The organism is Streptomyces sp. MH60, assembly GCF_002939385.1.
Lineage (GTDB): Bacteria > Actinomycetota > Actinomycetes > Streptomycetales > Streptomycetaceae > Streptomyces.
This window is the reverse complement of the sequence record NZ_MULI01000003.1, coordinates 175,171-199,611: the sequence shown is the minus strand read 5'-3', so window position 1 is coordinate 199,611 and position 24,441 is coordinate 175,171. Positions and strand designations below refer to the sequence as shown.

Sequence of the window (24,441 nt, the reverse complement as noted above, 5' to 3'; positions counted from 1 at the left end):
ATGAACGCACCACACGACAATCCCGCCACCGGGACGAGGTCCGTCGGGGCTCCGCCGTCCGGCAGCACGCCCCCCGAAACCCGCCCCATCGAGATCACCGCCACCCTGCCCACCGGGCCGCCGCCCGCCTGGGCCGTGCTGCAACGCCACCTCTTCGACGAACTCGACAGAGCCTGGCGGCTGTTCAGCGACCGATACACCGAACCCGACGGCCGACTGCGCTTCTCCGGCACCATTCCCGACCGGGACGGCGCCGACGACTTCTACGAGGCGTTCTTCAACTGGCCCGCCCTCTATCGCCTGGGCGGAGCCGACGACCTACTGCCCGCGGTCAAGCGCCACTGGGAAGGAGTCACCGCACAACTCACCGAACTGGGCCTGTACCGGGACGAGTTCGAGCGCGGCTACGACTGGTTCCACCAGGGCGAGGCCCTGCTGATGTTCTACGGCATCTGTGCCGCCGACCCCACCGACCAGCGCTTCCGCGAGCGGGCCCGGCGCTTCGCCGAGCAGTACCTCCCGGGCAGCACGACCGGCAACTACGACCCCGTCACCCGGGCCCTGCGCGCGCCGCACAACGGCTCGGACGGCCCCCGGCCCGGCCTGGGCCCCCAGTGGGACGACCGGTTCGGGCACGAGCAGCGGGGTATGCGCCCCTACGGTCTGCCCCTGCGCGACGTCCCCGGCATCACCTCCTGGGACGACCTGGCCGACGAGGACAACGCCGTGCGGATGGGCCACGCGATGCGCGACCGGCTCGGCCGCGGGGACACCGCCGTCGATCTGGCCGCCACCGCTCTGGTCGTCAACGCCTGGCTGTACGACCACGATCCGCGCCTGGCGGACTGGGTCCTGGAATACGTCGACGCCTGGCGCGAGCGCGCGGCCGCCGCCGGGGCCATGCCCGACAACGTCGGCCCCTCCGGCGAGGTCGGCGAGGACCACGGAGGCCGCTGGTACGGCGGCCACTACGGCTGGACCTGGCCGCACGGTGTGCACTCGATCGGTGCCGCGACGCTGGTCGGAGCCATCAGTGCCGGCATGGTCGGCCGTGCCGACTCCCGGCTGGATCTCGCCCGGCGGCCTCTGGACCAGGTCTGGGAGCAGCGCCGCACCGCCATGCCGTACGACACCGGAGCGACCCGCCGCCCCGGCTGGGCTCACGCCCTCGGCCTGGGCGAGGGACGCACCGTCAACGCGCTGCCCACCCGCGTCGGCCCCGAAGGATGGTTCGACCACCAACCCGCCCAGGTCGCCTACTGGACCTGGCTGTGGTGGTTCGGCATGCGCGACGAGGACCGCGCCCGTCTGGAGCGGGTCCGCGAGCACTCCGGCTACGACTGGCGCGAGGTGCACGCCTTCCGCGACAAGGAGGAGGCCGGACACGAGGCGCCGTGGCTGGCCTACCTCGACGGTGACAACCCCGACTACCCCGAGCGTGCCCTGCGTATGGCCCTCGCTCAGGTCGCCCACCGCACCGCCCTGATGACGGCCGAGGACGCCGACACCGACGACCTCGACCTGCACAAGTGGCAGCGGGTGAACCCGGTGGTCACCGAGGTGCTCACCCAGCTCACCGCCGGAGCGCCGCAGACCCTCTACAACGGTGGCCTGCCGCTCGCCCGGGTGCGCTACGACGACCTGGACGCCGCCCGCCCCGGGCTCCCGTGGGACGTCGCCGCCCTCGTCGAACACCTCGACGCCGGCGGCACCACCGTGCAGTTGGTCAACCTCAGTACGGTGCACACCCGCCGGCTGCGGCTGCTCGCGGGCGGCTTCGGCGAGCACCTGATCACCGAGGCCCACTGGACCGGCGGCGGCGAGCACTATCCGGGCGACTCCCACGACTACCACCTGCCGACCGGCCCCGAGACGGAACACTCGGCACCGGTCAACGACCACAGCCTCCACATCGTCCTGCCCCCGGGGCGCCGCATCCGGCTGCGGCTGGACATGCTCCTCAACGCCCGACCCTTCGCCCACCACGCATCCCCCACGACCTTCCGGAGAACCCGATGACCATGTCACTCCCCCGTCCCGCGGGCCACGAGGCCGACGGCGTCGCGGCTGGCGCCCAGCCCGTGTGGGACCTGCCCGTGCACGGTGCGCCCTGGGACCGCCCCGACGGCGAGCTGGTGAGGAGCCTGAACCGGGTCAGCTCCGCCACCGCCTGCGCCAAGCTCCACGAACTCGGCATCCGCCGCAGCTACCTGTCCGGACCCACCGCCCTGGAACTCGGCAACAAGGTCACGGGCCCGGCCCGCACCCTCCAGTTCATGCCGCAGCGCGAGGACGTCGCCAGCGGCCTGGCCCAGGAGTACGTCGAGCGCAGCACGGCCCTGTGGGCGGTCCTCGAAGAGGTCCAGCCCGGCGACGTCCTCGTCGTCCAGGCCTACGGCAGTGCCTTCACCGGCTGCCTCGGCGACATGCTGGTGCGTTACTTCAAGCGCAAGGGCGGTGCCGGCATCGTCGTCGACGGGCGCATCCGGGACGCGCCCCGTGTCCGCGAACTCGGCGTCCCGATCTGGTGCACCGGCACCACCCCGCACTACGCCTCCCAATCCGAGCTGTTCCCCTGGGCCTACGACGTGCCCGTGGCGGCCGGCGGTGTCCTCACCCTGCCCGGCGACCTCGTCGTCGCCGACGACGACGGCGCCGTGGTGGTCCCGGTGTCCAAGGCCCAGGAGATCGTCGACAGCGCCTCCGACCACGAGCAGTGGGAGGAATTCAGCCGGATGCGCATCGACCAGGGCGCGCGGCTGTCGGACTACTACCCCCTGAGCCCCGACAGCAGGGAGGAGTACGAGCAGTGGCGTGCCTCGAAGCGGTGACCCCGGCCCCCGGCCGACGGCTCGCCCTGCCCCGCTTCGGCCTCGGCTGCGCCCCGATCGGCAATCTCTACCACGAGGTGGATCCCGACGTCGCCGCGGCCACCGTGCACGCCGCCGTCGACGGCGGGGCCACGTTGATCGACACGGCTCCGCTGTACGGCGACGGCCTGTCCGAGCGACGGGTCGGCAGGGCGCTGGCCACCGTGGACCGCGCCCGGTTCCAGCTGTCCACCAAGGTCGGCTGGCAGGTCACCGAAGGCGCCGAGCCCCGGCACGCGTTCGGCCGCGACGACGTCCTGCGCAGCCTCGAAGGCAGCATGGCACGTCTCGGTGTCGACCGGTTCGACGTCGTGCACGTGCACGACCCCGAGGACCATCTCGACGAGGCGGTACGGCACGCCGTGCCCACGCTGCTGCGCCTGCGGGACGAGGGAGTCGTCGGCGCCGTCGGCGCCGGGATGAACCACAGCGCGCCGCTGGCGGAGCTGGTGCGGCGCACCGACCTGGACGTGGTGCTGATCGCCGGCCGCTACACACTGCTGGAGCAGCCCGCGCTGGCCGGCCTGCTGCCCCTGTGCGCCGAACGGGGCGTCGGGGTGATCGCCGGAGGCGTGTTCAACTCCGGGCTGCTGGCGGACCCCCGGCCCGGCGCGCCGTACCACTACCACCCCGTACCGGACGACGTGCTGCGACGGGCGCTCGCGCTCGACGACGTCTGCGCACGGCACGGGGTGCCACTGCGGGCCGCGGCCCAGCAGTTCCCGTTCGGGCACCCGGCCGTGGTGTCCGTCGTTGTGGGCGCCGCGTCGCCGCAGGAGGTGACGGGCAATCTCGAACTGGCCCGTCACCCGATCCCAGCCGCGATGTGGGCGGAGCTGCGCGAGGCGCACCTGCTCGCCCCGGCCGTCCCGGTGCCGTGACAGCGGGCGCCGGGCCACGGGCAGACACAGGACCAGGACCGACGACCATGGGGAGAGAGCACATATGACAACGACCGGTTCCGCACTACCCGGCGCGGTGCCCTTCGCCGGTCTCACCGCGCTGGTCACCGGCGGCGCCTCCGGGATCGGCCTGGCCACCGCCCGGCTGCTCACCGCTCAGGGCGCCCGCGTGGCCGTCCTGGACCTGTCCGAACCGGAGCCCGCCGACTTCGCGGCGACCCTGCGCGCGGACATACGCGACGACGCCTCGGTGATGGCCGCCGTCGACGCGGCGGTCTCCCGGCTCGGTGGACTCGACATCGTGGTCAACAACGCGGGGATCGGGGCGCAGGGCGGCGTCGAGGACAACTCCGACGAGGAGTGGCACCGCGTCCTGGACACCAACGTCGTCGGCATGGTCCGGGTCACCCGGGCCGCGCTGCCCGCCCTGCGGGCCTCCGTCCACGCGGCGGTCGTCAACGTCGGCTCCATCGCGGCCACCGCCGGGCTGCCCCAGCGGGTGCTGTACTCGGCCGGCAAGGGCGCCGTGGTGGCGATGACCCGGGCCATGGCCGCCGACCTGCTGCCGGAGGGCATCCGGGTCAACGCGGTCAACCCCGGGACCGCGGACACGCCCTGGATCGGCCGGCTGCTGGACCGGGCCGCCGATCCCGCCGCCGAGTACACCGCCCTGGCGGCCCGGCAGCCGCACGGCCGCCTGGTCGCCGCCGACGAGGTCGCCGCCGCGATCGCCTACCTCGCCTCGCCGGCCGCCGGGTCCACCACGGGCACGTGCCTGGCCGTGGACGGCGGCATGGACAGCCTGCGGCTGCGCAAGGAGGGGTGAGACGGCTTCGTGCGCGTCGACGCCCATCATCATGTGTGGGACCTGGCCGTCCGTGACCTGCCGTGGACCCACGGCAGTCCGGTCCTGCACCGCACCTACACGGCCGACGACCTGCGCCCGGCCCTGCTGCGGAACGCGATCGACGCCACCGTCGTGGTGCAGACGTGTGCCGTGGCCGAGGAGACGGCGGAACTGCTGGCCCTGGCCGCCGGGGACCCGCACACGAGGGGGGTCGTCGGCTGGGCCGACCTCACCGACCCGGCCGTCGCCGACCGCCTCGCCGCGGTGCGCGAGGGTCCCGGCGGCCGGGCCCTGGTGGGCCTGCGGCACCCGGTGACGGACGAGGCGGACCCGGACTGGCTCGCCCGGTCCGAGGTCCGCCGCGGGCTGCGTGCGGCCGCCGAAGCGGGCCTCGTCCACGACCTGCTCGTCAGCGTGGACCAACTGCCGGCCGCGGTACGCGCGGTACGGGGACTGCCGGAGGTCCGCTTCGTCCTGGACCACGCGGGCAACCCGGTGACCGACCCGGACGCGTTCGCCCTCTGGGCGGGGCACATGGCTGCTCTGGCGGTGAGCCCCAACGTCGTCGTCAAACTGTCCGGTCTGGTGACCCGCACCACCGGGGATCCGGTCCGCGCGCTGCGCCCGTTCACCGACGTGCTGCTGTCGGCCCTGGGTCCGCAGCGTCTCATGTACGGCTCGGACTGGCCGGTGTGCCTGCTGGCGGCCGGGTACGACGAGGTGCTCACGCTCGCCGAGACCCTCACCGCGGGTCTCGGAACGGAGGAACGCGAGGCGGTCTTCGGCACCACGGCCGCCCGCTGGTACGGCCTCGGCGCCTGACCGCCCGCCGGGCGCCGCTCCGAACGCCCCAGGCGCGCCCTCGCGAAGGGCTCGTCAGCTGTGTCCGTCCGTAGACAGTCTGATCGCGTTACGGGGCTCGTCGTAACGCGCCGACTACCGAGCCGCCGAAACACACATGTACTCCAGCATTGCGGTAAGGACGACTGCACTCCAACGCCTGCGGTGATTCTCAGGCTTGTCCGGTTGCTGTGGGTCAGTGCGGTTTGAATTCGGGGTAGTAGGCTGCGGCGGCAGTCGCCGTGTCGATGTTTCGCGGGAAGAGCCCGGCTTCGTAGGCGCGGATGGCCGCGTCGACGTTCTCGGGCTGTTGGGCGATGGCGTTGCCGAGCTGTGCTGCGTCGAAGAGGGCCCAGTTGGCTCCTTCGCCGTCCGGTGGTGCCAGGTGGGCGGCGTCTCCGACGAGCGTGACCCCGGGTACATGTTCCCAGCGGTGTCCGATCGGTAGCCCGTACAAGGGGCGGAAGACCGGCGGTATGTCGCTGTCCGCGACCAGGGCCACGAGCTCCGGAGCCCATCCCTCGAACATCGCCGCGACCGTCCGGGCGGCCGCGGGGCCGTCATTGAAGTCGATGCCGTCGAACCAGTCGAGCGGCTGGTCGAACATGGCGTAGGAGTGCAGGGTGTCCGCGCGCTCGCGCTGCACGCCGAGACCGATGCGGGTGGATTCGTCGTAGGCGGTCATCGATCCGCCGCCGACCAGCGCCAGGGTGTCGGGGTGCCGGGTGCCGCTCTCAAACAGGTACGTCTCGATCATCGAGCGTCCGGCATAGGCGGGCGTGGCATCGGACAGCAGCGGCCGGACCTTCGACCAGGCGCCGTCGGCACCGACCAGGATGTCGGTGCCGATCGTCGATCCGTTGGCGAAGGTCACTTCGTGACGACCGTCGGCGAGGGTCCGGACACTCCGAGTCCTGTGGCCCCAGACGACGCTGTCGGGGGGCAGGGAGTCCAGCAGCAACTGCCGAAGCTCGCCACGCTGTACCTCGGGGCGGCCTCCGGCGGGGTCATCGGGCCGGTCCGCCAGGACAGTGCCGTCAGGTGTCACGTCGCGGGACGCCTGGCGGCCTTCGAGGACGAGGGATCGGAAGCCGTCCATCAGGCCGGCGGCACGGATCCCGTGCTGTCCGTTGTAATCGTGGATGTCGAGCATGCCGCCTTGGCCCCGGGCCTGGGCAGACGCCTCCGCTTCGTACACCGTGGACGGGATTCCGTGAACCGCCAGGGTTCGTGCCAGTGTCAGTCCCGCAAGACCGGCACCGATGATCGTGATCTGGGTCATACCTGTGTTCCTTACTGCTGCTGGAGGAACCGGTGGTCCCGCCCGCGAGGCTCCCGGCCCGCCGTGCCGTGCGGTGCGGTAGAGCCGGTTCAGGGAGAGCTGGGTGGATCGATCCGGGACGCGAGCTGTTCCAGGAGTTCATGGAGCCGCGCCTGCCCTGCGGCGCCCAGCGGCGCGAGGATCGACTCCTCGACGCCGTCCATGGCCTCTTCGAATCCTTGGATCAGCTCGGAGCCCGCCGGAGTGACCTGCACCCGGCGGCTGCGCGTGTCACTCTCCTGTGTCTGGCGCTCCACGAGTCCGCGCCGCTCGAGTCCGGCCAGGAGCCGCGAGACGCTCGGCGCGCTGGTGCGCATGGCCTGCGCGACGTCACGCTGAATGGCGTCCGGGTTCTTCGACAGGTACGCCAACACGGCGCTCTGCTCGTGCGTGAGGCCGCGTTCCCGTATCCAGTCCTCAGCGATGCGTCGCTGCGCCCACACAACCCACCGCATCAGCTCCAACGTGCTCTCTCGGTTCGATCCACTCATAGTTAGCACGCTAACTGTTGTCAGGCTAACTATCAAGCCTTGGGCCTTGCCTCACTCCAGCCGGCACCTCCGCGTCCTGTGGCCCGCCGCGACGTCCGCGACCTGGATCGGCGGTGCTCACGCCTGGTGGCGGGTGCCCGGACACACAGGTGGGCCCGCCCCCTTGCTGAGGGGGGCGGGCCCATCCGCGTCGCGTGGCCGCTCGGCCGGTGAGGAGCGGGTGGTGGCGGGATCACTCACCCGGCCTGATGCGCCCGCGCCAGGCTCCAGACTCGTCGCCGCGCTTCTCGATGTACTCCTTGAAGCGCTGCATGTCGCCCTTCACCCGTCGGTCGATGACTCCCAGCATGTCGCCGGTCTTCTCCGCGACGCCGGTGGGCTCGACATTCATGACGAGTTCGACCCGGGTGTGCGTGTCGTCCAGGCGCTGGAAGCGGACCGTGCCCTTCTGGCTGGTGTCACCCGTGGTGGTACGCCACGTGATGCGCTCGTCGGGGAGCTGGTCCACGATTTCGGTGTCGAACTCGCGCTTCACTCCGCTGACCTGGGTGATCCAGTGGTTGTGCCGCTCGTCCAGCTGCCTGACCTCCTCGACCCCCTCCATGAAATGCGGGAACTCCTCGAACTGGGTCCACTGGTTGTAGGCGGTGTGCACGGGAACCTCGACGTCCACCGCTTCCTTGACCGTGCTCATCTGAGAACTTCCCTCTCTGTCGCGATCGTTGCTGCCAAGGGGCTGACGTCCGGTCAGCGCCCTCGGCACGATGAGGCGAGTACCCGAGGACTGCCCGTATAACGTCACTCGTCGCAGTCGGCCGTGGTCCTTGTGGACGACGACGCCCAGGACGATCGCGCCCACGTCGCCGATTCCCGTGAACACGGCGGACGCCGTGCCCCCCGGCAGGTCCCGACACGGCTCGCCCTCGCCTCGGAAGGGACTACAGAACCCTTCAGAGAGCCTTAAGTCCCGCATCCGCATGTCCACTTCACCCTGATCCGCGGCGTCGGCTCACCGACCGACGGATTCAGTCGGGCCGGTGAGCCGGCCACGGTGCGTAAGCCTGAGCCGGCGCGTTGGCGAGCTCCTCGCGGAGTCCTGGCACCGCGTTCGAGGGCTGGGCGCGGGGACCAGGTCAGGTCACAGCAACCGGTCGACCAGCCCGTCGATGTAGTCCGGGGTGAGCGGGACCATGCCGAACAAGACGCGGATATACATCGGGGCCAGGATATGGTCCAGCACGTCGAACGCGTCGGGTGCGTGCTCGCCACGGTCGCGGGCGCGATCGAGCATGGCCTGCAGTTGCCGGGTGCGTTCGGCGCGGAGGTCCGCGCCGGCCCGCAGCCCCTGCTGACCGCTGGTCGACAGGGCGACGGCCAGGTGCAGCACCGCCGGACCGTCGGGTCCGGTGATCTCGCGGGCCACTTGGGCCGCGTACGTGCGCAGATCACCGACGAGGCTCCCGGTGTCGGGCATCGGCGACTGCGCATTGAGGCGGGTGAGCGCCACGTCGGTGAGCAGGGTTTCCAGGTCGCCCCACCGGCGGTAGATGCTGCTGTCGGCCACGCCCGCGCGGGCTGCGACCTCGCCGACGGTGAAGTTGCCGTAGCCGCGCTCACTGATCAGGGCGGTGACGGCCTGGTGCACCTGCGCGCCGACGCGAGCGCTGCGCCCGCCGGGCCGCCGGGCTCGCTGTCGCTCGTTCATCCCACCACCTTAACGCAGCCGGTACTTGCGTTTACGAGGCAACCCTCCCTATAGTCACCTAACGCAGTAACCGACTGCGTTAGTGCGCTCAAGTGCATCACCACCCGCGGCGACCGCGACCGGGCGGGCGCCATCAACGATTGAGGGGCATCCCATGGCCGCATCGCATGCGACCGCAGGCAGTCGATCGAGCCGTGCCGTGCTGCTCACGACGACCTGCCTGGGCCAGTTCATGGTCCTGCTCGACAACACGATCGTCGGAGCGGCACTGCCCGATATGCAGCACCGGCTGCACACCGAGCTGACCGGACTGCAGTGGATCGTCGACGCGTACGTACTGCTGGTCGCCATGCTGCTGCTGTCCGGCGGCGTCTTCGCCGACCGTTTCGGCCGCAAGCGGGTGTACCTGACCGGCGTGGCGGTGTTCACCGCCGCGTCGCTGCTGTGCAGCCTCGCCCCCTCGCTCGGCTGGCTGGTCGCCGGCCGGGTGCTGCAGGGCATCGGGGCCGCGGCACTGAGCCCTGCCTCGCTCGCCCTGCTCGCCGCCTCCTGTCCCGTACCGCAGGAACGCGTCAAGGCGATCGGGCTGTGGGCCGGACTCAGCGGAATCGGCCTGGCCGCGGGCCCCGTGGCCGGCGGCGTGCTCACACAAGCCTTCGGCTGGCCCGCCATTTTCCTGGTCAATCTGCCCATCGGCGTGGTCCTGCTGCTGGTCGGCCTGCGGTACGTCGGTGAGTCCCGCAACCCGAGCGCCCCCGCTATCGACGTCCCGGGCACGGTGCTGTCCGTTCTGGCGGTGGGGGTACTGACCTACGGGCTGATCGAGGGGGGTGCCCGCGGCTGGACCTCACCGGTGATCCTGGGCAGCTTCGCTGCCGGGGCGATCCTCCTCGCCGCCTTCGTCGCCGTCGAAACCCGTCGTTCCGCTCCGATGCTGCCGCTGCGGCTGTTCGGGCAGCGTCTGTTCACCGTGTCCAACACCGCCATGGTCGTGGTGGGGTTCGCGCTCATGGGCTCGTCGTTCTTCTTCTCCCAGTTCTTCGTGTACGTACAGGACAGCTCGATCCTGCGGGCCGGCCTGCAGACCCTGCCGATGTCCCTCGCCATGGTGATCGTCAGCCCGTACGCGGGCCGACTCGCCGCCCGGTACGGCTTCCGAGTCGTGGTCACCACCGGCCTGGCCCTGGCCGGCCTGGGACTGCTGGCGCTCGGCACGGTGCACGCCGACACCGGCTACGGGAACGTGTGGTGGCGGCTGGGACTCGTCGGCATCGGCTTCGCCCTGGCCATGTCCCCACTGACAGGCGCCGCCATCCAAGCGGTCAGTCCGCAGGAAAGCGGCCTCGCCTCCGGCATCAGCAGCACCACCCGGCAGATCGGTGCGGTACTCGGCGTAGCGGTACTCGGAGCCGTCGTCCGCACCCGGCAATCCGGCGGCGCCTCCTTCGAGACCGGCCTCAACAGCGCCTTCCTCACCGCCGGCGCCATCCTTCTGGCCACCGCCGTGGTCACCGGCCTGTGGCTGACGAGGTCGCAGCCCGCGGAAGGCTACGCGGCGCCGCGACGTCCCACTGATCCCGGTGTGGTCACCACCTCGTACGAGGCATCCGTGAACAGCCGTTGACAAGAAGTACCGCCTTGGCCGGGGGGAGCGGCCGCGCGACATCGTCACCGCCATGCCCAGCCGCGGCGGCACAGTCGACCGGCAACGACGTCCGGTCCAGGGACCGGGCGACCGTCATACCCGACGTACGGATGGGAGACGGCGCCACCATGGCGGCCACCGCCGAACCCACCACCGCTTGCCCACGCAGATACTTCCCCACGGCATCAGCCGCACATGGCTCAGCACCACTGTCAAAGCCATGGCCAGACGTATCGCAGCCCTCTCGAGCCCTTGGTCTTGCTCAGAAAATCGTTCTACTGGAGGCTGACCCATGCATAATCCGCCGACGTTCGTCTTTGTTCACGGCGCCTTCGCGAATTCGTTCTCGTTCGCGCCGCTGCAGGCCGAGCTCGCCCTACTCGGACACCGCTCGGCCGCGGTCGACCTTCCCGGGCACGGATTCGAGGCGACTTTCCCCGCGGCCTATCAGGCTCCCCAGATCCTCGACGCCCTCGCCGCAGAACCGGGGCGCATCAAGGGAGTCACGCTCGCCGACAACGCCGCCCGCGTGATCGAAGTCCTCGAACGGGTCAAGCAGAACGGGCCCACCATGCTCGTCGCCCACAGCAGGGGTGGCATCACGGCCACCGCCGTCGCCAACGCCCGGCCCGAGCTGATCGACCGGATGGTCTACGTGTCCGCCTGGTGCCCCGTCGAGCTGGACGTGAGCGACTACTACGCCCAGCCGGAGATGGCGGACGTCGACGCGGGAGCCTTCGCTGCCACCCTCGTCGGGAACCCCGCCGAACTCGGTCTGCTCCGCACCAACTTCCGCACCGCCGACCCGGCGGCCCTCGCCGCGTTGAAGCGAGCGCTCGCCGCCGACCTCACGGATGACGAGTTCCGGGCCTTCCTGAACACCTTCCAGCCCGATGAGAACCTCGACGTCGGTACGTCCGCCGACCGGGCAAGGGCCGCGACCTGGGGCCGGATCCCCAAGACCTACGTGCGCCTGGCCGCCGATGCCAGCATTCCGCTCGCCGTGCAGGACCGCATGATTCGCGAAGCCGAGGCGCTCACACCCGACAACCCCTTCGACGTCCGGACACTCGAGGGGAGCCACCTGCACTGGCTCGTCCACCCGAAGCCCGCCGCCGAGCTGCTGGCAGACCTCGCAGCGCCACGCTGACCGGACTACTCGGTGTGGGCGGCGGCTGTCTCGCCGTCGCCGCCCTGATCGCCGTCCTGGCCTTCGAGATGGAGGCCGCAGTCGGCACCAGGCTGCTGGTCATCACGGCCAACTCGCCGGCCTCACTGGCCACTCGTTCCAGTGCCGCCATCTCACTCGACTGGGCGCTGATCGGCCCGTTCGTCGCAACCGCGATCCTGGGCGCCTGGGACGGCAGGCGCCTGGCCGCGAAAGTCTCCGGGCCCCGCCCGGAACGCATGTTCGCGGTGGCCCTCCTGGCCGTGGCCTTCTTCATGGTTGCCGACGCCGTGCTGTGATGGCAGCTCAGAACGACGACCAGTTCTCCAGACGGCCCGTAGCGGCCGGTTCAGGGCTGGAGATCGCGTCGCCCCAGGTGAGCCGCAGGATGTCGAAGGTCTCGCGGCGGCACAGTCGCCGGGCCACGTCGCCGTGATGACGCCTACACGCCACCCCGACTCACCGGCGGCCTCCCGCAGCGTTCCGGTGGGCCGAGAGCGAGGGCGTCGTCCGCACCCGCAGCGGCGCCGGGGCCCTCAGGGGTGCTGCGGGTCGTCGGCGCCGCGGCCGTAACGGGCGAGCATCGTCGTGACCGCCTCGTCGACGGCGTGGCCAACGTCGGCAGGTGCGGGGCTCCAGTCGGCGAGCAGCATCCGCGGCCACAGGACGTAGTTGGCGATCATGCCGAGGAACTGGTTGGTGGCACTCTCCGCGTCAGGTACCACCGCAGTGCCCGCGGCGTGCTGAGCCTCCAGGTAGCGCTGGACGGAGACGAAGTAGGGCAGCTTGCCCAGCTCGAACTGAGCCCGTCCCAGTTCCGGGAAGCGCGGCAGTTCGGCGATGACGATGCGGAAGAGGGCCGCCATCGCGGGCCGGCCGATCAGGTCGGCGTACTGGCGGCCGATCGCGCTCAGGCCGGCGCCCAGATCCCCGGGCTGCGCCGCGGGCGCCGCCGGGTCAGGCCCGCCCTTCCAGTACTCGGTGACGATGGCCTCGAAGAGCGCCGCCTTGGTGGGGAACTGCTTGAACAGCGTGGACTTCGAAACGGCCGCTTCCTGCGCGACCTTCGCCAGCGAGGTCCCGTCATAGCCCCGCTCCAGGAACAGTTTCGTGGCCGCTGCGGTGATCGCCTCGCGCTTGCGCTGAGCGAGTCGTTGATGGTGCACGGAGAGGCCTGCGGTCATGGGTCCAGTATGCCCCATCACGAGGCGAGTCACTTGACTCGCCACTGTCCGGATGTTTACGTGGACCGGGAGGCGAGTCGACCGACTCGCCTCTGGACGGCGGGAGCGCTCTCGGCCGCGTCGTTCCGGTGCCGAAGGAGAAGCACGCATGGAGTCAGGCAGGATCGCAATGGTGACCGGTGGCAATCGCGGGCTGGGCCGGGCCACGGCCCAGGCGCTGGCCCGGCACGGACTGCGCGTCATCGTCACCTACCGCGGCGACGCGCAGGAGGCGGAGGAGACGGTCGAGAACGTTCAGCAAACCGGCGTTACGGCTGCCGCACTGCGGTTGGACATCAGCGACGTGGCCGCCTTTCCCGCCTTCGTCTCCCGTCTGGCCGCGCAACTGGAGCGCTGGGAGGCGACCCGGCTGGACGTCCTGGTCAACAACGCCGGGATCGGGCTGTTCGGACCGCTGGAGGCGGTCACGGTCGACGACTACAACGCGGTGATGGACACCAACGTGCGCGGCACGTTCTTCCTCATCCAGGCGCTTGCCCCCGTGCTGGCCGACGGGGGGCGGATCATCAACGTCTCCTCCTCCCTCAGCCGTCACACCAGTGCCGGCACCTCGGTCTACTCGGCCTCCAAGGCGGCGGTCGAGGTCCTCAGCCGGACATTGGCCGTGGAGCTGGGGGCGCGCAAGATCCGCGTCAACGCCATCGCGCCGGGGCCGACCGCCACCGACTTCAACGGCGGCGCGATGCGGGACGACGCGCAGATGCGCGAGGGCCTGAGCGCACAGACCGCGCTCGGCCGCGTCGGCGAACCGCAGGAGATCGGCGACGCCATCGCCGCGCTCGCCTCCGAGGACCTGCGATGGGTCACCGCCCAGCGCCTCGAAGTGTCCGGCGGCGCCCTGCTGTAGGGATCCCCGGACCGCTTCAGCTGTTGCAGCTGAACCCACGTCCGGCTGCGGAACGTCGAGTCATGGCACGCGCGGCGCTGGTGCCGCATCACCCTGGTGCTCCCGCAGGCATGCCCAGGGCTGGTGTGCGCGGCCTGTCGGTGCAGGCCGCGCAGCGGCTGTCAGTGTGCCCGCCTCTCCACGATCCGCTGCTCCGCCGCGTCGGGAAGACAGCCCAGGACCTTCGGCAGCCATTACTCGAGCGGGGACCGCTCTCTGCTGCTACGGGCGCCTTGTCCGCCTCACCACGTAGAACGGGGTCTCAGAAGAAATGCTTGCGTCCACCGACCGCGCGACCGGTCGCACCCAGGATCCACAGGATGGCGCCAACCAGAATGAGGATGCCACCGATCGTCGTCAGCAGACCCATGCCGACAAGCAGGCCGATGATCAGCAGAATAAGCCCAAGAATGATCATTTCAAATCCCATCGTCAATTCCGACTCAGGCGCCTATACGCATAAGCGTCACAACGGCCTGAGTACGCCCCTTGGTTGGTAGATCCCGGCCCGCTCCGAATGCCAGGACCTCGGTGCGATAGCTCGTGTGCCCGGCGAAACGGCGTTCACACACTCCTTCGAAAGTTCGTGCAGTACGCCATCTCCTCGACCGACCACCGCTCCGGAAGGACCGTCCACCCGGACGCTTTGGACGTTCGTGACCAAGACACTCGCAGCGGCGCCACAGGAAGGCGCAGCTCTGCCCACTTCCGCTCCCTTCCCTGCCTGGGACACCTACACAGCGCTCCGGTACCAGGGTTGGTTGCTTCCTTACCGAAGGACATGGCTCAGGCGGTCGGGCCGACATTCATCGCGCCAAGCGTCTTCAGGCGCCCGAATGCCAGGTTCCGCAGCGACGCCGTTTCGCCCACCTGCCTGGAATGCGGTGAACCGTCAGAAGGCAGTCGGCCACTGGTGGCCACCGCAGCTTCCGGCCCGTGCTCACGTCTCGTTGCCGCGCAGCAGCGCCGTGGCGGCGTGCGTGGCCCGGGCGGCGACATCCTCCGGGGAAAGGCGGGAGCAGGTCAGGAAGTCCTCCGCGTCCAGGGTGATGTAGCCGTGGGCCAGGCAGAAGAGCTGTTCGAGCAAGAGCAGCGCCTGGGGAGGATCGGTGTGGCCCGCCCGCCGTGCGAGGTCGAGCAGCAGCGTCATCAGACCGCGGCCGGCCCGGGCCAGGTCGGCGTCGCGCAGCGGCCTCAACTCCCGGGCGAAGATCACGTCAAGGCCGGCGCCGCGGTCGGACACGTGGCGCACGTAGGCTCCCGCGGTGGCCGCGAGCCGGTCGATCGGGTCGGGGCCGGCCGTCTGTGCGGCGGTCTCCATGGCGCGGGTGAGCTCGTCGGCGGCGTGTGTCGCGACGACGGCGAGCAGTGCCTCCCGGTTGCGGAAGTGGCGGTACGGGGCGGCGGTGCTCACCTTGAGCCTGCGGGCGAGTTCGGCGACGGAGAAACCGGCCATCCCTTTCTCGGAGAGCAGTTTGAAGCTCTCGGCGATCAGTGCCGAGCGGAGCTGCCCCCGGGCGGGACGCTCCATACCCGCCCCAACTGTGGCCTCGGCCACTCATGACCACCTGCCTTGACCAGAAGTAAGAGCCCTCTTACTGTAGAAGTGATAGCCCTCTTACTTCTAGTGCTGGAGGCCGCACGTGTCAGGGATCAACGGAAAAGTGGTGGCCATCACGGGCGCGGGCAGCGGGATCGGCGAGGCGAGCGCACTGCTGCTGGCCTCGCGCGGTGCAAAGCTCGTCCTCGGGGCGCGTCGCGGCGACCGGCTCGAAGCGCTCGCCGCCCGCATCGAGGCCAAGGGCGGCACAGCCGCCTGGACGACTACGGACGTGCGTCGCCGCAACGACCTCGCGGACCTGGTGGCGTGCGCTCGCGAGCGCTACGGCGCGCTCGACGTGCTCGTCAACAACGCCGGGGTCGGCCCCATCTCCCCCTTCGACGAGCTGCGCGTCGAGGACTGGGACCAGATGATCGACGTCAACTTCCGCGGCGTGCTGTACGGGATCGCTGCAGCACTCCCCGTCTTCCGCGAGCAACGCAAGGGGCAGTTCGTCAACGTGGTCTCGACCGCCGGGCTGCGCATCGTGCCGAACCAGGCTGTCTACGCGGCGACGAAGAACGCGGTCCGCACCCTCACGGAGGGACTGCGCCAGGAAGCCGGGCCCGACCTGCGGGTCACCATGGTCTCGCCCGGCTACGTCGGGACGGAGTTCGCCGACTCGGTCACCAGCCCCACCGTCAAGTCGCAGGCCCAGACGGTCGACTTCTGCCTCGCCCCCGACGACATCGCCCGCGCTATCGCCTTCGCGATCGAGCAACCGTCGAACGTCGACGTCGGCGACATCGTCGTCCGCCCCACGGCCCAGGGCTGACGCCTCACGGAGATTCTGGCCCCCCTAGGCCGGTCCGCGGCGAAGGCCGTGCGCCAGGCCCGCGATGGTGGCGGAGTCGAGCAAGGCCGGCAACTCGCCGTCCGCGCCGCTGTGGAGGCAGATCACGCCCCCACAGGGACGGGCCCGCGTCAGGAGGACGGATGGTGAACCGGCCGGCGGGCAGCTCGTGCAGCCAGCCGCGGTCGACCAGTCGGACCAGCTTCCCTCTCAGCGGTCCCGCTGCCCGCGTCACATCAGCCTGACGTCCCCACCCGCGAAATTCCTCACCAATCGGCCAGACTCAGGAGCAGTCGGTGGACACCGGCTACTTCGGTACCCACGGGCACGTTCCCCTGTGCGTGACCCTGCCGACCGCGGTGGCGGTCATCCTGCTCACCGCGGCCGGCGGACAGCGCGCGGATCATGCAGTCGCGCGTGATCGCCAGCAAGCACCGCCGGGTCGGCCACAGTGCCGTGAAGGCCGAGACCAAGGGCTCATCGAAGGCCGGCGGTGGCCCGGACTACCGGGAGTCCGCCCCAGGGCGCGGCTTGTAAAAGGACTCCTCCAGGTAAGCGGCCTCGTGCGGCTGGTAGGGCTCCTCCAAGTAGGCGGCCTCGTCTTCGTCGAGTTGGACGTCCACCGCGGCGATCGCGTCGGCCAGTTGGGCCGGCTTGGTGACCCCGACGATGGGCGAGGTCACCGTAGGGTGGCGCATGACCCAGGCCAGGGCGACCTGGGCCGGGGACAGACCCCGCTTGCCCGCGATCTCCTGGACGCGCTCGGCCACCGCCTGGTCCTCGTCGCGGTAGAGGATCCTGCCGCCCTCGTCGGTCCCGGCACGCGCCGTGGCGGTGTCCCGGGCCCGCGTCAGCCTGCCTCGCGCCAGCGGGCTCCACGGGATCACGCCGATGCCCTGGTCGGCGCAGAGCGGCAGCATCTCCCGTTCTGCTTCTCGGTGGATGAGGTTGTAGTGGTCCTGCATCGACACGAACCGGGTCCAGCCGTTCAGGTCTGCCAGGTACAGGGCCTTGGCGAACTGCCAGGCGTACATGGAAGAGGCGCCGATGTAGCGGACCTTCCCGGACTTGACCGCGTCGTGCAGTGCCTCGAGGGTTTCCTCGATCGGGGTCTCGTAGTCCCAGCGGTGGATCTGGTAGAGGTCGATGTAGTCGGTACCCAGTCGCTTCAGGGAGGCGTCGAGTTCGGCGAAGATCGCCTTGCGGGACAGCCCGGCGCCGTTCGGGCCGGGGCGCATCCGCATCCAGACCTTGGTGGCGAGGACCACCTCCTCGCGCCGGGTGAAGTCCTTGACCGCCTGGCCGACGATCTCCTCACTGCTTCCGGCGCTGTACCCATTGGCCGTGTCGAGGAAGTTGACGCCGCCCTCGAGGGCCTGCTTGATGATGTCCCGGCTGGCGTCCGCGCCCAGCGACCAGGGCTCGCCGCCCCGGTCCGGCTCGCCGAAGCTCATGCAGCCGAGGGCGATGGCGGAGACTTCCAGTCCGGTCGTTCCTAGTTTGATGTATCGCACGATTCCGAACCTAGGAGTTGGAGTGCGCTCTATCGCAATACGTCTCGATCCGGAACCCGGAGTGGTGGGGCCTGTGCGCCCTGTCAGGTTTCAACCATTGCGGCCAGACGGGCTTGAAGGACTCAGCGGTCGGCGGGTTCAGCGCGCCGCCGGCCTCCCACGACTGGCGTTCCGCCCACGAGCCGCGCCGGTCCCGACACCCCTGTGACGGGGACATGCTGGGTACCGGTCTGACCAGGGCGAAGACCTCGCGGGTGGCGTACCGCGTCATTCCGCAGGAACGCGAAACTCGAATTCGGGACGGTCCCACGGCAGGACGGGCGGGTTCGCGAGCACGGTCCCGACCCGCACCGCACCGACGCGGTGGTAGAAGCCCTCGGCGGGAAGGTGCGACACGACCTTGACACAGTCCAGACCGGCGGCACGGGCCTCGGACAGCATGTGCGCGACGAGAAGCCGTCCAATGCCCCGTCCCTGCGCTTCGTCGGCGACGAACAGCAGGTCGAGTTCCGGTGGAGCGAGGACGAGCGAGTAGAACCCGAGGACCCGGTCTCCATGTTCGTCGGCGCCGACGGCCACAAAGACGCGGTGGGCCTCGATGTAATCCGGCCCGACCCGGTAGCCCGCGACTGCGGCTGCGTACTTACCCGAGTAGGCACCTGAGCCACGCACGAGCCGGGTAAGCCGTTTGGCATCCCGCGCAACGGCCCTCCGTATCGTGATCGGCCGGCCCATCGGGGAAGTGCGTGAACTCATCGGGAAAGTATTTCGCACCGGGGCGTACCGTCGTGCGGCGGGTCGGCTGCTCGGGCAGAATTCCTGCATCCCTCCCGGGAACCGCCTGTCCTGCCGAGTCGGCGATCACCTGCACGTTCATGCCGTGCTTCTTGTGCTTCCCGGAGTGGAAGGTCGGTCGGCGGCGATCCGGTCGATCGGCAGCAACATGCCGTCCAGGGGTGATCGGGCCGGTCCCGTGCGTCAGCCATCGAGGGGCGGCCGCACGAGGCCGCTCTGGTAGGCGATCACGACCAGTTGTGCCCGGTCACGTGCGTGGAGTTTGGTCATCGCGCGGGAGATGTGACTGCGCACGGTCAACGGGCTGAGGACCAACTGGTCGGCGATCTCGTGGTTCGACTTGCCCAGCGCGGCCAGTGCCATGACCTCGCGTTCACGTTCGGTGAGCAGGGCGAGGCGTTCCGGCGCGGCAAGGGGCACGTGGTCGGCCGGGGAGGCCAGGAAGCGGGAGATCAGGGCACGGGTGGCCGTGGGCGAGAGCAGGGAGTCGCCTGCGGCCACGGTGCGGATGCCGGCCAGCAGGTCGTCGGGTCCGACGTCCTTGCCGAGGAATCCACTCGCCCCGGAACGCAGGGCCATGGCGACGTTCTCGTCGTTCTCGAACGTGGTGAGGATCAGGACCCGGGTGCCCGACAGTTCGGTGCGGGCGCAGATGCCGGAGGTGGCGGCCAGCCCGTCGGTGGAGGGCATGCGGATGTCCATGAGGACGACGTCGGGACGGTGCTGGTGCGTGAGTTCCACGGCCTGCTGACCGTCGGCCGCCTCTGCCACGACGGTCATGTCCGGGTCGGAGTCGATGAGAATGCGGAAGGTGGCCCGGAGCAGCGCTTGGTCGTCGGCGAGCAGAACGCGGATCGTCATGAGGTGCTTTCCTCGGAGCTGGGAAGGGGGAGCGTGCAGACGACTTCGAAACCGCCGTCGGGCCCCCAGCCGGCATGAAACGTTCCGCCCACCGACAAGGCGCGTTCGCGCATGCCGAGCAGTCCGTAGCCACGGCTGGAGCCGGGGAAGCCTGCAGCGGCCGCAAGGCGTGGGCCGGCTTCGTTGGTGATGGTCAGGGACAGGTCGTGAGGGCTGTAGTCCAGCCGGACCCGTGCGGAGGGTGTGGCGGCGTGTTTGGTGATGTTGGTGAGTGCCTCCTGGACGATTCGGTAGGCCGTGAGGTCCAGGCCGGGCGGGAGTGGTCGTCGTCGCCCCTCGACGGCGACGGCGACGTTCAGGCCCGCTGACGAGCAGGTGTCGACGAGTTGCGGCAGCTGCTCCAGACCCGGTGCGGGAGAAAGCTCCCGCGAGTCGGTGTCCTGACGAAGCAAGCCAACCGTGGCCTTGAGCTCGCGGAGGGCCGAGGCGGTCACTTCCGGCAGTTTCTCGATCATGGCGATGGCCTGGTCGGGATGGGTCCGGGCCAGATGGGCGGCGGTGCCGGCCTGGGCGTTGGCGAGCGCGAGATGGTGGGCGACCACGTCGTGCAGCTCGCGGGCGATACGCATGCGTTCCTGGACCACCCGTCGGCGTGTCTCTTCTTCCCTCTCCTGGGCGGCGTGCTCGGCGCGGGCAACAGCGTACTCGCGGCGCACGCGCACGTAGCTGCCGAAGGAGGCGACCATCAGGATCCAGGCGGCCGGATTGACCAGGCCGATGATCCAGTCGTGCGGAGAGTCGGTGGCGATGAAGCCGGTGAGCGCGATCCCGGCTGCGGCCGCGACGGCGCTGTACCAGGTGGTTCTGCGATCGGGACCCAGACTCACGGTGTACTGCGCGACCAGCATCGGGCCCATGAGCAGCGGCGTCAGGAGGTATCCCAGGAACCCCTCGGTCATGATGCATGCCGTGGTCACCAGCAGCACGACAAGGGGGAAGCTGCGCCGGCGCAGCAACACGGCGCAGGCCACGGCGGACAGCACGAGGCCGGGCCACAGGACGAGCGGCTCCTCGGCCGCGACCGCCGGGGTGAGGAAGACACCGCCCACGGTGAAGGCGAGCAACAGGCTCGTGGTCACCGCTTGGAAGAGGGGGGTGCGGTCGTCGGCGCGGTGCTTCCATCGTTCAGTCATCGTCGTACTCCGAGGTGGGACCGGCCGGTTCAGGGTGACAGACGCGCCGTGGCGCCGTGCCACGGCGCCACGGCGCGTCTTGAGGTCGGCTTCGTTCAGCCGGTGCGGGCCGGCTCCCGGGGCTGAGCTTCAGCCCCCGTCGCAGCGGATGCCCGCGTCCGGGACGTGAGTGCGGCACCTTCGACGTCGACTCGGGGCAGCGCCCGGTCGAGCCACCGGGGCAGCCACCATGCCTTGTCCCCCAGCAGGGCGAGGACGGCGGGCACCAGGGCCAGGCGGACGACGAAGGCGTCGAAGAGGACTGCGACGGCGAGACCGAACCCGATCGTCTTGATCATGGACTCTCCGGAGCCGATGAAACCGGAGAAGACCGCCATCATGATCACGGCCGCGGCGACGACCACGCGGGCGCTGTGCCGGAAGCCGCTCACCACGGCCTGTCCGGGACGCTCGCCGTGGACGTGTGCCTCCCGCATGCGGGCGACGAGGAAGACCTCGTAGTCCATGGCCAGGCCGAACACGATGCCCACCAGGAAGATCGGCATGAGGCTCATGATCGGGCCGGTCTGCTCCACGCCCAGCAGTTCGGCACCCCAGCCCCACTGGAAGACTGCGACGACCGTACCGAGCGAGGCGAGTACCGACAGCAGGAAGCCGAGAGCCGCCTTGACGGGCACGAGTACGGAGCGGAAGACGACCAGGAGCAGCAGCAGGGACAGCAGCACGATGACCGCCAGGTAGGGCACCAAAGCGTCCTTGAGGGCCTGCGCGACGTCGATGTTCATCGCGGTGCTGCCGGTGACCTCGAACGTCGCCCCGGTCTCCGCCTCCAGATCGGAGCGCTCCGCGCGGATGGTCTGAACGATGTCCTTCGTGGCCTCCTCGCTGGGGCCGGCGGTCGGTACGGCGGAGAAGAGCGCGGCGTCCCCGGCCTCGTTGAACCGCGGGGGTGTCACGGACACGACGCCCTCGGTGTCCTTGATCTGCTCGGCCATCCTTGCCGCGGCCGCCTGCCGGTCCGCCGACCCCCTGACGTCGGCGATGATGGTCAGCGGGCCGTTGAAGCCCGCACCGAAGCCGTCGGCCAACGCGTCGTAGGCACGTCGCTCCGTCGCCGACGTAGGCTTCGCCTCATCGCCGGGCATGCCCATCTCCAGCTGAGCGGCGGGCAGCGCCAGGGCTCCCAGACCGGCCGCACCCAGCAGAAGGACCGCCACGGGCCGCCTCATCACGAAGCGCGCCCACCGGGTGCCGCCACCGGCGGCGGTCCCGGAGCGGCGGCCGGCGCTGCCGCCCCGCTTGCCGGGCTTGCGGACCTTGCGGGAGAGGACGGCGTTCGGCCACATCCCGAGCAGCGCGGGCACCAAGGTCAGGGCGACCAGGACGCCGACGGCGACCGCTCCGGCGGCGCACAGACCCATCTTCGTCAGCATCGGCACGCCGACCACGGACAGTCCGGCGAGCGCGATGATCACGGTCAGGCCGGCGAAGACCACGGCCGAACCGGCCGTGCCTGCCGCGAGGCCCGCTGCCTCCTGGGGATCGCGGCCGTTCGCGCGCTCCTCGCGGTAGCGGGAGACCACGAAGAGGGCGTAGTCGATGCCGACCGCGAGCCCGAGCATCGACGCGAGCGTACCGGTGGTCATGGACAGCCCCAGGGCGCTGCCGAGAGTGAGGATCGCGCACATGCTGACGCCGACGCCGATGACGGCTGTGAGCAGCGGCAGCCCGGCCGCCGCCAGGGAGCCGAAGGTGATCAGCAGGACGACCGCGGCCAGGGCGATACCGATCGCCTCGGCCGACCCGCCTGCGGCCGGCTGCGAAGCGAGTGCGGTGCCACCCACCTCCACCGTGAGCCCCGCGTCGCGGGCCTGGCCGAGGGCCCTTTCGAGGCCCTCCTTGCTGGCGTCGGTCAGGTCGTCGGCCTTGACCTTGTAATTGACCGTGGCGTATGCGGTCGAGGCGTCCTTGCTGACCGCGTGGGCCTTGAAGGGATCGACGGTGCTGTCCACCTGTGCGCCTTCGGCGACCGTGGACACCAGCTCGTCGATGGCGGCCCGGTTCTCCTTGGCCGTCACCTTCTCCTCGCCGGAAGCGATGAAGACGATGCGGGCGTTGGCGCCGTTGGCATCCGAGCCGGGGAACCGCTCACCGATGAGGTCGAACGCCTTCTGGGCTTCGATGCCGGGCATGAACGACGTGCCGTCGTCACCCGCGGCCGGGGCCTTGGCGGCGCCGAGACCGACGCCGCCGAGGACCACCAGCCACAACAAGGTCACGAGCCAGCGCCGCCGGAAGGCGGCTCGGCCCAGTCGGTACAGGAAGGTAGCCACGAGAAAGGTCTCTCCAAAGTGGGTTCTCAGGTAAGTACCAAGGCTGTCCGTCCGGGTGCTGCCAGAGCATCGTGCCGGTGCCGTGACCTGGTCCTCATGCCCGTGCAGCAGACAAGAGGCCGTCCTCGTGCGAGACGAGGAGGCCGTTTTCCTACCTGAGGATGACCGTGGGGGCGAAGGAGCCCGGCCACGGCATCGGGGGCGCCGCAGGCAAGGGTCGACCTGGCGAGGCGAGGACGGCCCGGGTGTGAACCGCGCGCTCGGTTTGCCAGGCGACCGGCCGGGGGCACAGCGCGTTCGAGGGAAGGAGGTGTGGTGCGCAGCATCCACCTTCGGGCACGGTCGGACGGTCACCGAGCCGGCACAGCCGCGGCTGTCTGGTCATCCCTGCCGCGTCACTGGCATGCGCGCGGAACGGTCCCTGAAGCCCGTTATGCGTGTTCTGACGGAACGCTACTGGTCGGGGGTGTCCGGCGAGGTGAACAGGGCTTGGAGGGTCTGTGTCGCCAGGTTGCGCAGCCAGGTGTGGGCAGGGTCGTTGTCGTGGCGCTGGTGCCAGAGCAAGTGGAGGGGCACTTTGGGCAGTTCGAGCGGGAGCGGCAGTGTGGTCAGGCCCAACTGGTGGCGGGAGGAGCGGGTGGCTGCGTCGGGGAGGGTGACCACGAGGTCGGTGTCATGGGCGAGTTGGAGTGCGGTGGCCGTGGTGGGGGCGGAGGCGATGACGCGGCGTTCGTGGCCGAGGTCGGTCAGGGCGTCGTCGATCCGGTCGCGCAGTCGCCCGCGCCGGGAGACGGTGAGGTGGTCGGCCGCGGCGTACCTCGCGGTGGTCACGGGCTGTTCGGTCAGTGGGTGGCCGGGTCGGACGGTGAGGACGAGCTGGTCGCGGCCGATGAGGCGGTGGCGGATGTCGGGCAGGGACGGCGGGCCGGCGCTGGAGGCGAGGTCGACCTCGCCGCGGCGCAGTTCGGGGGTGTCGTCGCCGGGTTCGGCGGTGAGCCGCAGTCGTACTCCGGGGGCGTGGCGGTGGACTTCGGCGATCAGTGCGGTCCCGCACGTGGTGACGAGGGCGTCGTGCCAGCGGACGGTGAACACCCGCTCCAGCGTCGCCAGGTCGAGTTCCGTCTGAGCCGACAGCAGATGGTGGGCCTGCTGTACCAGGGCGTGGACCTCGGTGCGCATGGCCAGCGCGCGGGTCGTGGGGGTCATGTGGCGTCCGGTGCGGACCAGGATCTGGTCGCCGGTGGCCTTGCGGATGCGGCCCAGCGAGCGGCTCATCGCGGGTGCGGTGACGTGGAGGCGGGCTGCGGCCCCGGTCACGCTGCCCTCTTCCAGTAGCGCGTCCAGGGCGGTGAGCAGGTTCAGATCCAGTTGCATGGCAGTAACTTTACGAGTGACAACCATGCACTTGTTGTTAATACCCGGGGCTTCTACCT

22 protein-coding genes and 2 pseudogenes are annotated in these 24,441 nt (G+C 70.2%); 10 read left to right on the top strand and 14 right to left on the bottom strand.

Annotated features, from left to right (window positions below; translation table 11 throughout):
• From BZZ08_RS04500 to BZZ08_RS04480, 5 genes are all read left to right on the top strand, one after another.
• A complete protein-coding gene (locus tag BZZ08_RS04500; protein WP_104630801.1) occupies window positions 1–2,019 on the top strand; it encodes a hypothetical protein in 2,019 nt (672 codons plus the stop codon).
• Window positions 2,016–2,831, top strand: a complete 816-nt coding sequence (locus tag BZZ08_RS04495; protein WP_198601280.1) for an RraA family protein — start codon at window positions 2,016–2,018, stop codon at window positions 2,829–2,831. The genes BZZ08_RS04500 and BZZ08_RS04495 overlap by 4 nt, the downstream gene beginning before the upstream one ends.
• The gene (locus BZZ08_RS04490; protein ID WP_241965373.1) at window positions 2,810–3,751 is read left to right on the top strand and encodes an aldo/keto reductase; all 942 of its coding nucleotides are present in this window, start codon (window positions 2,810–2,812) and stop codon (window positions 3,749–3,751) included. Before BZZ08_RS04495 ends, BZZ08_RS04490 begins: the two co-directional genes overlap by 22 nt.
• Window positions 3,752–3,815: 64 nt before the next feature.
• Window positions 3,816–4,598: an SDR family NAD(P)-dependent oxidoreductase gene (locus tag BZZ08_RS04485; protein ID WP_104630800.1), complete on the top strand. Its 783-nt coding sequence runs from the start codon at window positions 3,816–3,818 to the stop codon at window positions 4,596–4,598.
• A gap of 9 nt (window positions 4,599–4,607) precedes the next feature.
• On the top strand, window positions 4,608–5,441 hold the full coding sequence (locus tag BZZ08_RS04480) for an amidohydrolase family protein (RefSeq protein WP_104630799.1): 834 nt from the start codon (window positions 4,608–4,610) through the stop codon (window positions 5,439–5,441).
• 214 nt (window positions 5,442–5,655) lie between these two features.
• On the opposite strand, the gene BZZ08_RS04475 is transcribed toward BZZ08_RS04480, so the two are convergent.
• The 4 genes from BZZ08_RS04475 to BZZ08_RS04460 form a co-directional block, all read right to left on the bottom strand.
• Entirely contained in the window at window positions 5,656–6,741 is a 1,086-nt protein-coding gene (locus tag BZZ08_RS04475; RefSeq protein ID WP_104630798.1) for an FAD-dependent oxidoreductase, read from the bottom strand.
• A gap of 89 nt (window positions 6,742–6,830) precedes the next feature.
• Window positions 6,831–7,271, bottom strand: coding sequence for a MarR family winged helix-turn-helix transcriptional regulator (locus BZZ08_RS04470; protein WP_104630797.1), 441 nt, complete (start codon window positions 7,269–7,271; stop codon window positions 6,831–6,833).
• Between the two features lie 232 nt (window positions 7,272–7,503).
• Window positions 7,504–7,965 carry an SRPBCC family protein gene (locus tag BZZ08_RS04465; protein WP_104630796.1) on the bottom strand — a complete coding sequence of 154 codons (462 nt, stop codon included), beginning with the start codon at window positions 7,963–7,965 and terminating at the stop codon, window positions 7,504–7,506.
• A 444-nt stretch (window positions 7,966–8,409) separates the two neighbouring features.
• Window positions 8,410–8,976 (bottom strand): TetR/AcrR family transcriptional regulator, encoded by a 567-nt coding sequence (locus BZZ08_RS04460; protein ID WP_104630795.1) that lies wholly within the window; start codon window positions 8,974–8,976, stop codon window positions 8,410–8,412.
• 154 nt (window positions 8,977–9,130) lie between these two features.
• On the opposite strand from BZZ08_RS04460, the gene BZZ08_RS04455 reads away from it, so the two are divergent.
• The 3 genes and pseudogenes from BZZ08_RS04455 to BZZ08_RS04445 all read left to right on the top strand — a co-directional run.
• The gene (locus BZZ08_RS04455; protein WP_104630794.1) at window positions 9,131–10,600 is read left to right on the top strand and encodes an MFS transporter; all 1,470 of its coding nucleotides are present in this window, start codon (window positions 9,131–9,133) and stop codon (window positions 10,598–10,600) included.
• Between the two features lie 313 nt (window positions 10,601–10,913).
• Window positions 10,914–11,771, top strand: a complete 858-nt coding sequence (locus tag BZZ08_RS04450; RefSeq protein WP_104630793.1) for an alpha/beta fold hydrolase — start codon at window positions 10,914–10,916, stop codon at window positions 11,769–11,771.
• Window positions 11,765–12,088 (top strand): annotated as a pseudogene (locus BZZ08_RS04445) (TSUP family transporter); the annotation flags it as partial. The gene BZZ08_RS04450 and the pseudogene BZZ08_RS04445, both read left to right, overlap by 7 nt.
• Window positions 12,089–12,325: 237 nt before the next feature.
• Here BZZ08_RS04445 and BZZ08_RS04440 read toward each other — a convergent pair.
• Entirely contained in the window at window positions 12,326–12,973 is a 648-nt protein-coding gene (locus BZZ08_RS04440; protein ID WP_104630791.1) for a TetR/AcrR family transcriptional regulator, read from the bottom strand.
• Window positions 12,974–13,121: 148 nt separating this feature from the next.
• Here BZZ08_RS04440 and BZZ08_RS04435 point away from each other — a divergent pair, with 148 nt between their 5' ends.
• Entirely contained in the window at window positions 13,122–13,880 is a 759-nt protein-coding gene (locus BZZ08_RS04435; protein ID WP_104630790.1) for an SDR family NAD(P)-dependent oxidoreductase, read from the top strand.
• A 301-nt stretch (window positions 13,881–14,181) separates the two neighbouring features.
• On the opposite strand, the gene BZZ08_RS04430 is transcribed toward BZZ08_RS04435, so the two are convergent.
• Together BZZ08_RS04430 and BZZ08_RS04425 are read right to left on the bottom strand one after the other, a co-directional pair.
• Window positions 14,182–14,349 (bottom strand): hypothetical protein, encoded by a 168-nt coding sequence (locus tag BZZ08_RS04430; RefSeq protein WP_198601287.1) that lies wholly within the window; start codon window positions 14,347–14,349, stop codon window positions 14,182–14,184.
• A 510-nt stretch (window positions 14,350–14,859) separates the two neighbouring features.
• Entirely contained in the window at window positions 14,860–15,450 is a 591-nt protein-coding gene (locus tag BZZ08_RS04425) for a TetR/AcrR family transcriptional regulator (RefSeq protein WP_104630789.1), read from the bottom strand.
• A gap of 112 nt (window positions 15,451–15,562) precedes the next feature.
• On the opposite strand from BZZ08_RS04425, the gene BZZ08_RS04420 reads away from it, so the two are divergent.
• A complete protein-coding gene (locus BZZ08_RS04420) occupies window positions 15,563–16,294 on the top strand; it encodes an SDR family oxidoreductase (RefSeq protein ID WP_104630788.1) in 732 nt (243 codons plus the stop codon).
• Between the two features lie 521 nt (window positions 16,295–16,815).
• Here BZZ08_RS04420 and BZZ08_RS04410 read toward each other — a convergent pair.
• The 7 genes and pseudogenes from BZZ08_RS04410 to BZZ08_RS04380 form a co-directional block, all read right to left on the bottom strand.
• Window positions 16,816–17,826 carry an aldo/keto reductase gene (locus BZZ08_RS04410; protein ID WP_104630786.1) on the bottom strand — a complete coding sequence of 337 codons (1,011 nt, stop codon included), beginning with the start codon at window positions 17,824–17,826 and terminating at the stop codon, window positions 16,816–16,818.
• A 267-nt stretch (window positions 17,827–18,093) separates the two neighbouring features.
• Window positions 18,094–18,582, bottom strand: coding sequence for a GNAT family N-acetyltransferase (locus BZZ08_RS04405; RefSeq protein WP_198601279.1), 489 nt, complete (start codon window positions 18,580–18,582; stop codon window positions 18,094–18,096).
• A gap of 79 nt (window positions 18,583–18,661) precedes the next feature.
• A pseudogene (locus BZZ08_RS04400) lies at window positions 18,662–18,780 on the bottom strand (IS5/IS1182 family transposase); the annotation flags it as partial.
• A gap of 24 nt (window positions 18,781–18,804) precedes the next feature.
• Window positions 18,805–19,482 (bottom strand): response regulator, encoded by a 678-nt coding sequence (locus BZZ08_RS04395; protein ID WP_104630784.1) that lies wholly within the window; start codon window positions 19,480–19,482, stop codon window positions 18,805–18,807.
• Complete coding sequence (locus tag BZZ08_RS04390) at window positions 19,479–20,621, bottom strand: sensor histidine kinase (protein WP_241965372.1); 1,143 nt, start codon at window positions 20,619–20,621, stop codon at window positions 19,479–19,481. Before BZZ08_RS04390 ends, BZZ08_RS04395 begins: the two co-directional genes overlap by 4 nt.
• Window positions 20,622–20,770: 149 nt before the next feature.
• A complete protein-coding gene (locus tag BZZ08_RS04385; protein WP_104630782.1) occupies window positions 20,771–23,008 on the bottom strand; it encodes an MMPL family transporter in 2,238 nt (745 codons plus the stop codon).
• 453 nt (window positions 23,009–23,461) lie between these two features.
• A complete protein-coding gene (locus tag BZZ08_RS04380) occupies window positions 23,462–24,382 on the bottom strand; it encodes a LysR family transcriptional regulator (protein WP_104630781.1) in 921 nt (306 codons plus the stop codon).
• Window positions 24,383–24,441: the final 59 nt, after the last annotated feature.

Excerpts from the sequence above, each read along its gene's own strand:
- BZZ08_RS04395 (WP_104630784.1), bottom strand. The coding sequence starts at position 19,482 with ATGACGATCCGCGTTCTGCTCGCCGACGACCAAGCGCTGCTCCGGGCC.
- BZZ08_RS04425 (WP_104630789.1), bottom strand. The coding sequence starts at position 15,450 with ATGGAGCGTCCCGCCCGGGGGCAGCTCCGCTCGGCACTGATCGCCGAG.
- BZZ08_RS04460 (WP_104630795.1), bottom strand. The coding sequence starts at position 8,976 with ATGAACGAGCGACAGCGAGCCCGGCGGCCCGGCGGGCGCAGCGCTCGC.
- BZZ08_RS04475 (WP_104630798.1), bottom strand. The coding sequence starts at position 6,741 with ATGACCCAGATCACGATCATCGGTGCCGGTCTTGCGGGACTGACACTG.
- BZZ08_RS04470 (WP_104630797.1), bottom strand. The coding sequence starts at position 7,271 with ATGAGTGGATCGAACCGAGAGAGCACGTTGGAGCTGATGCGGTGGGTT.
- BZZ08_RS04500 (WP_104630801.1), top strand. The coding sequence starts at position 1 with ATGAACGCACCACACGACAATCCCGCCACCGGGACGAGGTCCGTCGGG.
- BZZ08_RS04380 (WP_104630781.1), bottom strand. The coding sequence starts at position 24,382 with ATGCAACTGGATCTGAACCTGCTCACCGCCCTGGACGCGCTACTGGAA.
- BZZ08_RS04435 (WP_104630790.1), top strand. The coding sequence starts at position 13,122 with ATGGAGTCAGGCAGGATCGCAATGGTGACCGGTGGCAATCGCGGGCTG.
- BZZ08_RS04440 (WP_104630791.1), bottom strand. The coding sequence starts at position 12,973 with ATGACCGCAGGCCTCTCCGTGCACCATCAACGACTCGCTCAGCGCAAG.
- BZZ08_RS04495 (WP_198601280.1), top strand. The coding sequence starts at position 2,016 with ATGACCATGTCACTCCCCCGTCCCGCGGGCCACGAGGCCGACGGCGTC.
- BZZ08_RS04485 (WP_104630800.1), top strand. The coding sequence starts at position 3,816 with ATGACAACGACCGGTTCCGCACTACCCGGCGCGGTGCCCTTCGCCGGT.
- BZZ08_RS04465 (WP_104630796.1), bottom strand. The coding sequence starts at position 7,965 with ATGAGCACGGTCAAGGAAGCGGTGGACGTCGAGGTTCCCGTGCACACC.
- BZZ08_RS04405 (WP_198601279.1), bottom strand. The coding sequence starts at position 18,582 with ATGAGTTCACGCACTTCCCCGATGGGCCGGCCGATCACGATACGGAGG.
- BZZ08_RS04430 (WP_198601287.1), bottom strand. The coding sequence starts at position 14,349 with ATGGGATTTGAAATGATCATTCTTGGGCTTATTCTGCTGATCATCGGC.
- BZZ08_RS04455 (WP_104630794.1), top strand. The coding sequence starts at position 9,131 with ATGGCCGCATCGCATGCGACCGCAGGCAGTCGATCGAGCCGTGCCGTG.
- BZZ08_RS04450 (WP_104630793.1), top strand. The coding sequence starts at position 10,914 with ATGCATAATCCGCCGACGTTCGTCTTTGTTCACGGCGCCTTCGCGAAT.